This is a genomic window from bacterium (genome assembly GCA_019912885.1).
Lineage (GTDB): Bacteria > Lernaellota > Lernaellaia > JACKCT01 > JACKCT01 > JAIOHV01.
In genome coordinates, this window is sequence record JAIOHV010000217.1 from 1 (window position 1) to 11,449 (window position 11,449).

Sequence of the window (11,449 nt, forward strand, 5' to 3'; positions counted from 1 at the left end):
ATACAGACGAGCGCGATGACGACGCACCCGCCTGGAGCGCCCAGCGCGAGGCGAGCCTGTCGTTTGGCAAGCTCTTTCACCGCGCGATGGAATCGTGCGTGCTCGCGGACGCATCGACGTTCGCGCCCGCCGTCCGCGCGATCGATGGCGCGCTTGCCGACGTGCGCGTGGCCGAGGTCGTCGACGCGATGAAACGCGCGCTCGCCACGCCGATCGGAAAACGCCTCGCCGCCTGCGCGCCGGACGCTCTTGGACGCGAACTGCCATACACCATCGCGCGGGAAGACGGCGCGCTTGTCGATGGCGCGATCGACGCCGTCCTTCGCGAGGGCGGAGCGTACGTCATCGTCGATTACAAGACGGACCGCGTCGCCGCGCTCAAGGCCGCTCAACGCGCCGAATTCCATCGGCCGCAACTCGCGGCCTACGCCGACGCGCTCGAACGCATCACAGGCGCGAGGCCGGCCGAGGCGCACGTGATTTTCGCGCGCACGGGCGAGGCCGTGCGTCTCTGGTAGGTCGACGGCGTTGAACTGAACGACAAATCATACGCCCTCTTCCGCAAGACGCAATTCAATTCCTCGCGACGCAGCGCAAGTTTTCGACCGCCCGAAGCGCGCGCTTTCGCCGTACGTTGTCGGCATACCGCTCCCCGCTTCGGGGAATTTTCAAGCCATCGCCGCGTGAACATGGGCCAGGGCGTGGAGGCCTGTCATGGATCGGTACACCACGGAAACCGGATGCTGTCCGATATTGAAATCGACGGACTGGGAGGAACGCGAGTTTCTCTGGTCAGACAATCTATTTCTGAAACGGCGATACAGGGCGTTCTTTCACATGCCCCTGAATTTCGGTGAAATCATCCGGCAAGCGATGGGCGAAATCGAGAAGACGCGCGCCATGCCGGAACATCCCATCGCGCTTAGCTGCGACGAGACGCTGTTCGGCGGCACTCTGCTCATCTCCGCGACGCGCGAGCTTCCCGGATGGGAGAGCGTGCGCCTGACCGGCAAGTTCGTCACGCGGCTTTTCGAGGGGCGCTACTCCGATACAGGCCGTTGGATCGCGGCAATGAAGGAATACGTCGCGCGCCGCGGCGAGGCGATCGACAAGCTCTACACCTGGTACGCGACGTGCCCGAATTGCGCGACGGTTTACGGCGCGGCGCAAACGGTGATTATCGCCAGGGTGCATCCCGCGAAGCAGGCGGCGGCGTAATCGACCGGTTTTCGCCCGACGGTCAGAGCCGCAAACGAAGGCGCCCCGCTCGGAGCGGGGGCGACGGAGTGTGCGTTCTGCAACGTCCCAGGATTAACCCCGGTTTCCCTGGCCCCCCTTCACAACCTCGTACACCAACCGGACGACGCCGTTCTCGAACGGCGTCGTGTCGGCGAGCGCAAGCGACGCGGGTGCGCATCCATCGGGAAACAACATCGGCCCCGCGCCGAGCACAACGGGCATGAGCTGGATATCGAAGGTATCGATCTCGCCGATTTCCATAAACGCGGCGATCGATTTGCCGCCGCCGCAGTGATAGACGCCCTTCTTCGCGATCGCGCGCGCGTGCGCCGCAAGCGTTGCGGCGCCGTCCGTCCACGCGAAAACGTCGTCGCGGCCCGGGTTGAACGGGCGCGTCGTGAGGACGAACGTCTGCTTGCCTGCATACGGCCACTCGCCGAACGTGAGCACCTGGTCGTAGGTCGTGCGTCCGAGGATGACGACGTCGATGCCATGCATGAAGTCGTCGTAGCCGTAATCGACATTCTCGCCGAACGGGTCGAGCCACGCGACACCACCGTCCGCGGTTGCGATGCGGCCGTCAAGGCTCATGGCGAGGTAAACGCGGATGGCGGTCATGGGCGCAAATTCTCCGGGGTTGCCGTCAGGGTTGATATCAACATCAGTTCGTCATGAAGGCATGCAACCACACTCGTCTTCCAAACAATTTTCGCAACGCTCTTGTAGCCCCTCCCAACATTCCTCTTGGGCTTCTCCTTCAAGACCCCAGCAACAAAATTCTCCTTCGGCACAATCGAATCGAGGTTTTTCATAGGAATCGTCGGAATCGCATTCCTTCGCGCATGGGTCGCCGCATACGTCCGCGAATAAAAGGCACGGTGCGTGTGGTCCCACCCAACGGTGGCAATCCGGTCCGCCAAGCTCCTGGCAATCTTCCTCGTCCCATTCGGAGCAGTTATAGCAATCGGGAATGCCGTTGTCGCTACCGTCGTCATCATCATCGTCATCGCCGCCCCCGCCGCCGCACGACAGCCCGAAAGCGAGACCAAGGCAAACGAACAATGCGGTCAAACTTCGCAATGACATAAATCCTCCAATAACGTAAGTTTAGCGCACGCAAATCGTGTGTATATTATTGCCGTCCGACGGCGCCAAATAAATGCTCGCGTCGTCAAATATTACGCCCCATACGCCGCTCTCGTAAAAAGTGGCTATTTTCGTTGACGACCAGAAAGCGCCAACTTCCGATAATAGCCCCGACATTCCGTCTGGCCAATAAATACCATCGGCGTCAGGCCCTTCGCCGCTTTTGCAGCCTTGACACGGTAGGTCCCAACATTTCGCAAATCGACATTCGTCCGTCACCTCACACGCGCCGTCCAATTCCGTTGCGACACATCCACGAATAAGACTACGTAATTCGGAAATCGACGGTAAGCGCCAGTCGCCGTGTTCGTTCCAAACTAACGAGGCGCAATAATTTTTGGCCGATTCCCAATCAAGACAGCAGTCATCGTTTCGTTGCCATGTCAGGCCCGAGTCAGAATCGGTCCATGTTTCTTCCATCGTATTATCGTCGTCACCATTACCGTCGCTGCCATTGTCGCTATTGCCCGCGTCGTCATCGTCATCGCCGCCGCCGTCACTCGCGCACGACAGCCCGATCGCAAAAACCAGTACGACGAACCACGCCGCCCAACGAGATAACGCCATACGACACTCCTCAAATCTTGCAGCGTTGGGATTGTCGCGCGGGCTCGCGACCGGCGCAAGGCGCACGAACGCGTCGGCGCGCGATGAACCTGTCGCCCGGAGCCTTCTGCCTGACGTCTCGCGAAGTGGTTGGGGAGGGAATTGAGCCCCCAACACGCGGATTTTCATTCAAAAAAACGCATCCGCCGCCGTCCGCCGATGTTCGCCGGAGCCTTTATTATCAGGCGTTTCCCGCGTTTTGCGTCCGCCGAAGTACATGACAATTCGCCGGCGTTGCTGTCAAGGTTGCTGTCAAATTTATGCTTCGCATTTCTCCCGCCAGAAATCGTAGTCCTGTGCCGGAAATTCGACGCAGCAACCGGCGTGACAATTGTCACGTTTTGAATCGCAGTCGTCGCGGCACGGTTGCGTGCCCTCTGTAGCACTTCCGCCACACTGATCTTCCGGGCAATTGTCGTCACAGCAAGCTCGGGCCTCGTCGTGGCAACTTTGGCGACACTCGCGAAATTCACGATAGATCGCCGGTTCTTGGTAGGTGATGCAACTACAATGGATCGCCTCGCACTCCGCCCCGCATAGATTGCCGTCCATCGGGTGTTCACATGTCGGATCGTTCGTGTAGATCGTGCCGTCGTCGCGTTCGTGAATGAGCTGTCCCCGGCACTCCAGAGACACATCGGCTCGCTCACCATCCCAGCACATTTCATGCACACACGCGCCGATCGTGTTCAGGCGGCAACCTACGGCGATTTCCCGGCACTCCTCGTCCGTGAGCCCGTCGTCATAATCGCTCGCATCATCGGCCGTCCCTGCGTCATCGCCGCCGCCGCCGCTCACGCACGACAGCCCCAACGCGAAAACGACAACCACGAACCACGCGGCCCAGCGGGATAACGTCATAAGACACCCCTCAAATCTTGCAGCCTCGGGATTGTCGCGCGGGCTCGCGACCGGCGCAAGGCGCACGAACGCGCCGGCGGGCGATGAACCTGTCGCCCGGAGCCTGTCACCTGACGTCTCGCGAAGTGGTTGGGGAGGGAATTGAACCCCCGACACGCGGATTTTCAGTCCGCTGCTCTACCAACTGAGCTACCCAACCGTGCGTGCGCCGCGGCCGCGACGCGCGTTGCGAGGGTTTTCTACCCGCACCGCCCGATGCGGTCAAGAAGGTTTGATTTCACCGCGACGGCGCAAAGGAATCGCAAAGGCCGCAAAGAAAAACAGGAGATGCCTTTGCGTTCTTCGCGCGACTTTGCGCCTTTGCGGTAAAAAACAGCGCCTCCGTGTTGACGCGCGGTTCGAACGGCACAACGATATCGGGCCGCGAATTTGGGGCGCGAAACCAAACCCGCTCCCTGACGGTCGCGGTTCGTATCCGGAGAACTCATGAGCGACGCGCCGCCGCCGGGCGAAAAAACGAAATACGATCCGCCGGACTCGCCGACTTCGGTGGGCTGGACGAAGCCGATGCGGGTGCGTCTTGCGGATGAGAGCAACCCGCTGCCGCTCGACGCCGGCGTGTCGCTTTCGCCGGTGGACGTGGAGTACGAAACCTACGGCGCGCTCAACGAGGCGCGCGACAACGCGATCCTCGTGTGCCACGCGCTCTCGGGCGACGCGCACGCCGCGGGCTGGTGCCGGGACGCCGACGCGGACGACCGCCCCTGGCGCAAGACGCGCCCCGGCTGGTGGGACGGCCTCGTCGGGCCGGGCAAGCCGTTCGATACGAACAAGTATTTCATCATCTGCTCGAACGTGCTGGGAAGCTGTTACGGCACGACCGGCCCCGCGTCGATCAACCCCGCGACGGGCAAGCCGTACGGCATCGCGTTCCCGGTCGTCACCGTGGCCGACTGGGTTCGCCTGCAGGAGAGGCTCGTGACGCACCTTGGCATCGAGAAGCTGCTCGCGGTGACAGGTGGATCGCTTGGCGGGCAGCAGGCGGTGGAGTGGGCTCTTGCCTACCCCGACCGCGTCGCGAGCGCAATCGTGTTCGCCGCGACGCCGCACCTGATGGCCCAGGGCGTCGCGTTCAACTACGCCGGCCGTCACGCGATCCTCTCGGACCCCGACTTCAAGGGCGGCGAATATTACGACGCCGCGCAAGGACCGGTGCGCGGGCTGTCCGTCGCGCGCATGATCGGCCACATCACCTACGTCTCGGACGTTTCCATGACGCGCAAGTTCGGCCGCCGCTTTCAGGAAACGGAGAATCGTGGGTTTCACCTGGATGTCGAATACCAGGTGGAGAGCTACCTGCGTCATCAGGGGCAGTCGTTCGTGGAGCGCTTCGACGGCAATGCCTACCTCTACATCACGCGCGCGATGGATTATTACGACGCGACCGAACACGGCGACGGCGACCTGGTCCGCGCGATGGCCAAGGCGACGTGCGACTGGATGTTCGTTTCGTTCACGTCGGACTGGCTGTACCCGCCGTCCGGCACGCGCGAGTTCGTGCGCGCGCTGTCGCGCAACAACCGGCAGGTGACGTACGTGAACCTGGATTCGCCGTTCGGGCATGACGCGTTCCTGCTCGAGGACGACGCGCTCGAACCGCTGGTGCGGCGATATCTCGACAACCTTGTCGCGCGCCGCGCGGGAGATGGCGATGCGCCCGTCGACTGAAATCGCGCCCGCGACGCGCTGGGACCATGAACTGACCGATACGCTCGTCCGCGACGGCGCGCGCGTGCTCGATCTCGGCTGCGGCGACGGCACGCTTTTGGCGCGGCTCGGGCGCCGGAAAGTGTCCGGCCAAGGCGTGGAGATCAACGCGAAGATGGCGCGCCAGTGTGTCGATCGCGGCGTGCCCGTCATTCAGGCGGACCTGGACGAGGGCTTGCTCGACTATTTCGCGGACGACAGCTTTGACTACGTGATCCTCGAAAAAACGTTGCAAACGGTGAACCGGCCGGAGCGCGTGGTGAACGAGATGCTGCGCATCGGCAGCGTCGGCATCGTGTCGTTTCCGAACTTCGGGCACCGCGCGATCCTCGAGCATCTCACGCGCGAGGGACGCATGCCGGTCAACCCCGCGCTGCCTTACGAGTGGTACGAAACGCCGAACATCCGCCACCTGACGATCCTGGATTTCGAGGACTTCTGCGCGAAAAACGGCGTGCACGTCGTGGCGTCGTTCGCCTTCGCCGACGGCGAGGCACGGCCGCTAGTCGAGGGCGACAACCGCAACGCGGAAGAGGCGCTTTTTGTCGTGTGCCGCGCGGATAAGCGCGACGCGGTGGGCGGCCTGGTCGAAACCGTCAAATAGCGGTTCGCGCCAGGGCGTCGTTATTTATCCGGCGGTTTTTCGACCCGCTCCCTGACGGTCACGGTTCGTATCGAAACGCCGAATCGGTCGCGGTCCGCATCGAAGCGCGGCGAATCGGTCGCGGTCCGTATCGAAGCGCGGCGAATCGGTCGCGCTTCGTTTCGAAGCGTCGCGAATCGGTCGCGGTTCATATCGAAACGTCGCGAATCGGTCTCGGTTCGTTATTTCGGAAATGCGGCTGCGATGACGTTCCGGCCTTCCAGCTTTCCAGCCTTTCAGCCTTCCAGTCTGCCTGCCTTATCTTCATCCCCCGCAGCACCCGCCGTCGTCGTCGTCGTCGTCATCGCCCGACGCCGCGTCGCCGTCGTCATCGTCCGAATCATCGTCATCGTCGTCATCGTCATCATCGTCGTCGCCGTCATCGTCGTCGTCCGTGTCGTCGTCGCCGGCGGGCTGCGTCGTCGTGGTGGATGTCGTGGTCGTCGTGGTGGTCGATGTGGTCATCGGCGTGCACGAGCCGACGAAGAGGCGCTGGAGCGTGTCGACCGGATCGCCGAAGTCGCCCGGCTCGCCGCCCGCGGCATAGATCCATCCATCAAGGCACGCGGCGGCGACATTCTGCAGCGGTTCGGTCAGTTCATCGGCGAGCGCCCACGTGTTCGACGAAATGTCGAATACGCGCACCGTCGCCGCAATGCCGGCGGTAAGGCTCCCGTCAAAACCGCCGACGTAGAAGAGTTTCGCGTCGAGGAAGTCGTAGGCCGTGGCGGACGCCGCCTTTCCGGACTTGATCGGCACATCCGGCATCGCCGCGTCGCTCCACGTGTCGCCGGCGATATTGTACTTCCAAGCCGTCGCCTCGCCGTATGTCGGGTTGACACCACCCGCCACCCACAGCGCGCCCTCGGCGCTCCAGAGTGCGAAACTCGATCGCGACGCAGGCAGGTCGTCACCGGCCTCCCACGTGTCGCCCGAAGGATCGTAGAACAACAGATCATCGGCCGACGGAAAATCGATTTGTGAGAAGCCGCCGACATACGCGATTTTGCCTTCGAACGGCGCGAAGCCGTAACTGTCGCGGCCACCTGGAATCGGCACGGATTCGCCCGTCGACCAGGTATTGCCTGCAATGTCGTAGATATAGAGCGTGTTTGACCACGTATACGTGTAGTAGTTGACGAGTCCGCCCGGCACGTAGATTGAACCGTTGTCGTAAACCGCGTCGATGCCGTCGAGTTCCGTCGGCATGGACGCTCGCGTCGTCCAAGTGTCTTCGTCCGGGTCATAACGCCAGACGTCGTCGTACGCATCGTAAAAGGTTCGGTCGCCGCCTCCCATGTAATAGAGGTAGCTGCCGTCGGAAACGAGCGCGCCACCGAAGCGGCCGTCGGGCAGCGGCTCGCGCTCTTCCCAATCCGCGAACGCCGCCGCAGCGGCGCACAAGAGGATGAGCGTCCCGATCAGAATCGCAAAAGACCGCATGTATACCCTCCGATTGCCAGTCCCAAATTAGCGGCGAAGTCAATCGGAGAGGGAGGGATTTGTCAACGGCGGAATTTCACCGCAAAGGCGCGAAGAAAAAAACGCAAAGAGCGCGAAGTTTTGAAGTTTCATGAGATTTCTTCGCGCTCTTCGCGCGAACTTTGCGTCTTTGCGGTAAGAGTGTTCAAAGCAGCTTCCAGGCCAGCTCTTTCATGATCTCGCTCGTCCCGCCGCCGATGGCGATCAGGCGCACGTCGCGGTACAGACGCTCGATGCCGAATTCCGTCGCGTAGCCGTAGCCGCCGTGAAGCTGGATCGCCTCGCGGCAGACCGCCTCCGCCATCTCGGCGCAGAAAATCTTGGCGAACGCCACCTCGCGAACGCAATTCTCGCCCGCGTTCATTCGCGCGGCCAGCCGATAGACGTACTCGCGCGCCACGTCGATTCGCATCGCCATGTCCACGAGCTTGTGGCGCGTGACCTGAAACCCCGCGATCGGCCGGCCGAACGCCTGGCGCTCGTCGGCGTAAGCCTTCGAGCGGTCGTACGCGAGCTTTGCGAACGCGACACCGATGACGGCAAGAAACAGGCGCTCGCGCTGGAAGTTGTGCATCAGGCCGACAAAGCCCGCGCCCTCGCCGCCCAGCAGGTTCGCCGCCGGCACGCGGCAATCCTCGAAACGCAGTTCCGCGGTGTCCGACGCGTGCCAGCCCATCTTGTCGATTTGCCGACTGACCGAAAAGCCCGGCGTGCCCTTTTCGACGACCAGCAGGCTGACGCCCTCGTGCCCCTGGCCGCCGGTACGCGCGGCGAGCGTGACGAAATCGGCCAGGACGCCGCTCGTGATGAAGGTCTTGGCGCCGTTGATGATGTACGCATCGCCGTCGCGCACGGCGCGCGTGCGGATGTTCGCCACGTCGGAGCCGGCGTCGGGCTCGGTGACGCCGAGCGCCGCGATCTTCTCGCCCGCGAGAACCGGCGGAACGAAGCGCCGTTTCTGTTCCTCGGATCCGAGCGCGAGGATCGGCGGAATCGCGATGCCAAGGCTCCCGAGCCCCGCGCAAATGCCCATGCTGCCGGCCCGCGCAAGTTCTTCCGAATACGCGATCACGTGGAACAAATCGCCCGCGGTGCCGCCGCATTCCTCCGGAAGGCCGATACCCAAAAAACCCGCCGCGCCGGCCTTCGCCCATAACTCGCGCGGGATCTGTTCTTTTTCCCAGCGCTCGACGTTGGGGATCACCTCGCGCTCGACAAACTTCCGCGCCGAGGCGCGGAGCTGGTCGTGCGTGGAGTCGAAGTAGCCGGTCATGCGGCGCGCAAATTGGGAATGGGGAATTGCGAATGGGGAATTTCCATCGCAATTGACCAAATCAAGTGAAAGAGGCGCGCCCATTTCGTCGCGTCCCGTGACGTCATCCTGAGCGAAGCGAAGGATCTTGCCGACCCCGGACGACGCCCTCGATCCTTCCGAGAAGCCATCTCAAGGCGTGGTAGGGGAGGCCGCTTGCTTACGCGCGCGGCTCCGTTCGCCGAACAAACGCGCTGGAGGCAGGATTCCCAATTCCCCATTCCCAATTCCCCATTCATTTGGGCCGCATTTCCACCAGAAAGTGCTTCAGATGCGGCGGGCTCCAGGTGATCTCGTAGCCGCGCAGCTTGCCCGCGTTTTGCATCACGTCGATGACGACGCGCCCGACAAAATCGATGTGGCGGTCGGAATACACGCGGCGCGGGATCGCGAGGCGCACGAGGTCGTTTTCGGGCCAGCGCGTATCGCCGGTTTCCGGGTCCGTTCGCGCGAACATCACGGAGCCGACCTCCACCGCGCGCACGCCGCCGGCGAGATACAGCTCGCACGTGAGCGCCCAGCCCCGGTATTGCTCGATGGGGATGTGCGGGCAGATCGCGTTCGCGTCGAGGTAAACCGCGTGGCCGCCGGGCGGGTGGATCATCGGCACGCCATGTTGCGCAAGCAGCTTGTGCAGGCGGCCAACCTGCTCCACGCGCTGTTCGAGCGTGGCGATATCCAGGCCCTCCATCAGGCCGACAGCCATCGCTTCCAGGTCGCGGCCCGCAAGGCCGCCGTAGGTCGGAAAGCCTTCCTGAATGACCATGCGGCTCATGAAGCGGCGCATGACGTCCTCGTCGTCCGTGGCGAAATAGCCGCCGATGTTCACGAAGCCGTCCTTCTTGGCGCTCATCAGCACGCCGTCGCAAAGCGCGTACATCTCCGACGCGATGTCGGTGAGCGTCTTGTCGCCGTAACCCGCCTCGCGCTGGTGGATGAAATACGCGTTCTCGGCGTATCGCGCGGCGTCCAGGTAGAGCGGCACCCCGTGCTTCGCGCAGATTTCCCGCGCGGCGCGAAGGTTGGCGAGGCTCACCGGCTGCCCGCCGCAGGTGTTGTTCGTCACCGTCATGACGACCAGGGCGACGCGGCGCGATCGGTCGGAAAGCGTCTCGGCCAGCGCTTCCAGATCGATGTTTCCCTTGAACGGATCGCTCGTATCCAGCCGCCGGCTCGCCGGCGACGGCAGGTTGAGCGGCACGCCGCCGGCCACCTCGACGTTGGCTTGCGTCGTGTCGAAATGCGTGTTGCTGATGACGACGTCGCCCGGTTTCACGATCGCGCCGAAGAAGATGTTTTCGGCGCTGCGTCCCTGGTGCACGGGCACGATGTGCTTCTTGCCGGTGATTCGCCAGACGGTGTCGCGGAAGTGCTCGTAGCTTTCGGCCCCGGCATACGACTCATCACCGATCATGATCGCCGCCCACTGGCGATCGCTCATCGAGCCGGTGCCGGAGTCGGTCAGAAGGTCGATCGTCACCTCGCGCGAACGCAGTTTGAATGGATTGAATTTCGCGCGCTCCATCGCGGCGCGGCGCTCGCCCGCGGTAAGCACGGGGATGCGCTCGACGACCTTGATCTTGAACGGCTCAAACGGCAGCGGCGGGTTTGGCATGTTTGTCTCAGGTGCACGCGGGGGATTACGCGGCGTTTTTCCCACCAAAAGGCGGGCGGGGCAAGACGAACGCGGAGTGCGCGTTCAGAACGAATTCGCGGTGGCGCGTTCGTCAACGGTCCAAATTGTCCATGTCCATTTTGTCCATTCCGGGCACGGGCGCGAGAAACAGGGTTGCGGATCCTCGACGCGGACTTCTTAAGTGGCAGGCCCGCCCGTCCGATACGTAAGGCATAGCAACGCGTAAGGCCCATCGACGGGACGGGCCGGCGCCAGACGGGGCGCGGAAGGAATCCGAAAAAGCCCCGGCCGCAAGCGGACTTGGCCGCTTACGGCGAAAGGAAGGAACCGTGGGCGCGACAAAGATCAACACCCGTCATCTCTCCGGGATCGAAACGCGCGATCTTGTGATCCGCAAGTTCCGGCTGATGAAAAACGACACCTGCCGGTTCGACGTGGCTCGAGCGTTGGCGGCCGGGGACGTTGTGCTTGTGAAGGCGTCGTTCAAGAACGCCTGCGAGGCGGAAACCGAGGAAGAGGACGAGCGCGTGCTGTTCCGCCGCCGTGTGGTGCCGTTCGTGACGCGCGTCGCGCGCGTGGCCGGCGGGAGCCCCGGCGAGAGCCGCATCACCGCGCGCATCGAAAACATGACCGACGCGGACCGGCGTTTTTTCATGGACAAATATTTTTCGGCCGATTCAAAAGAGCGGGCGGGCATCGAGATCGAGGCGCGCCTGATTGACTTCCTGCCACAGTAACCCACCCCACATCCCCACAC

General features: G+C 62.9%; 12 protein-coding genes and 1 tRNA gene. 5 read left to right on the top strand and 8 right to left on the bottom strand.

The annotated features are described in order from the left end of the window. Together K8I61_19215 and K8I61_19220 are read left to right on the top strand one after the other, a co-directional pair. Positions 1 to 518, top strand: a 518-nt coding sequence (locus K8I61_19215; protein MBZ0274178.1) for a PD-(D/E)XK nuclease family protein, incomplete at its 5' end; no start/stop codon positions are given. 196 nt (positions 519 to 714) lie between these two features. Beyond that, entirely contained in the window at positions 715 to 1,218 is a 504-nt protein-coding gene (locus K8I61_19220; protein MBZ0274179.1) for a hypothetical protein, read from the top strand. 93 nt (positions 1,219 to 1,311) lie between these two features. On the opposite strand, the gene K8I61_19225 is transcribed toward K8I61_19220, so the two are convergent. The 5 genes from K8I61_19225 to K8I61_19245 all read right to left on the bottom strand — a co-directional run bounded on the left by K8I61_19225 (position 1,312) and on the right by K8I61_19245 (position 4,051). Beyond that, positions 1,312 to 1,857, bottom strand: a complete 546-nt coding sequence (locus K8I61_19225) for a dihydrofolate reductase (GenBank protein ID MBZ0274180.1) — start codon at positions 1,855 to 1,857, stop codon at positions 1,312 to 1,314. Beyond that, on the bottom strand, positions 1,854 to 2,246 hold the full coding sequence (locus K8I61_19230) for a hypothetical protein (GenBank protein ID MBZ0274181.1): 393 nt from the start codon (positions 2,244 to 2,246) through the stop codon (positions 1,854 to 1,856). Before K8I61_19230 ends, K8I61_19225 begins: the two co-directional genes overlap by 4 nt. A 100-nt stretch (positions 2,247 to 2,346) precedes the next feature. After that, the gene (locus K8I61_19235) at positions 2,347 to 2,952 is read right to left on the bottom strand and encodes a DUF1566 domain-containing protein (protein MBZ0274182.1); all 606 of its coding nucleotides are present in this window, start codon (positions 2,950 to 2,952) and stop codon (positions 2,347 to 2,349) included. A 297-nt stretch (positions 2,953 to 3,249) separates the two neighbouring features. Then, a complete protein-coding gene (locus K8I61_19240) occupies positions 3,250 to 3,852 on the bottom strand; it encodes a hypothetical protein (protein MBZ0274183.1) in 603 nt (200 codons plus the stop codon). A gap of 126 nt (positions 3,853 to 3,978) precedes the next feature. Further along, positions 3,979 to 4,051 (bottom strand) — tRNA-Phe (locus tag K8I61_19245). A 287-nt stretch (positions 4,052 to 4,338) separates the two neighbouring features. On the opposite strand from K8I61_19245, the gene K8I61_19250 reads away from it, so the two are divergent. Both K8I61_19250 and metW read left to right on the top strand, forming a co-directional pair. Continuing rightward, positions 4,339 to 5,580 (top strand): homoserine O-acetyltransferase, encoded by a 1,242-nt coding sequence (locus K8I61_19250; GenBank protein ID MBZ0274184.1) that lies wholly within the window; start codon positions 4,339 to 4,341, stop codon positions 5,578 to 5,580. Next, positions 5,564 to 6,223, top strand: coding sequence for a methionine biosynthesis protein MetW (metW, locus tag K8I61_19255; protein ID MBZ0274185.1), 660 nt, complete (start codon positions 5,564 to 5,566; stop codon positions 6,221 to 6,223). The genes K8I61_19250 and metW overlap by 17 nt, the downstream gene beginning before the upstream one ends. Positions 6,224 to 6,526: 303 nt before the next feature. On the opposite strand, the gene K8I61_19260 is transcribed toward metW, so the two are convergent. The 3 genes from K8I61_19260 to K8I61_19270 all read right to left on the bottom strand — a co-directional run bounded on the left by K8I61_19260 (position 6,527) and on the right by K8I61_19270 (position 10,671). Beyond that, on the bottom strand, positions 6,527 to 7,705 hold the full coding sequence (locus K8I61_19260; protein MBZ0274186.1) for a hypothetical protein: 1,179 nt from the start codon (positions 7,703 to 7,705) through the stop codon (positions 6,527 to 6,529). Positions 7,706 to 7,889: 184 nt separating this feature from the next. Further along, positions 7,890 to 9,017 carry an acyl-CoA dehydrogenase family protein gene (locus K8I61_19265; protein MBZ0274187.1) on the bottom strand — a complete coding sequence of 376 codons (1,128 nt, stop codon included), beginning with the start codon at positions 9,015 to 9,017 and terminating at the stop codon, positions 7,890 to 7,892. 274 nt (positions 9,018 to 9,291) lie between these two features. Then, a complete protein-coding gene (locus tag K8I61_19270) occupies positions 9,292 to 10,671 on the bottom strand; it encodes a tryptophanase (protein ID MBZ0274188.1) in 1,380 nt (459 codons plus the stop codon). Positions 10,672 to 11,021: 350 nt separating this feature from the next. On the opposite strand from K8I61_19270, the gene K8I61_19275 reads away from it, so the two are divergent. Continuing rightward, positions 11,022 to 11,429, top strand: coding sequence for a hypothetical protein (locus K8I61_19275; protein MBZ0274189.1), 408 nt, complete (start codon positions 11,022 to 11,024; stop codon positions 11,427 to 11,429). Positions 11,430 to 11,449 lie beyond the last annotated feature (20 nt).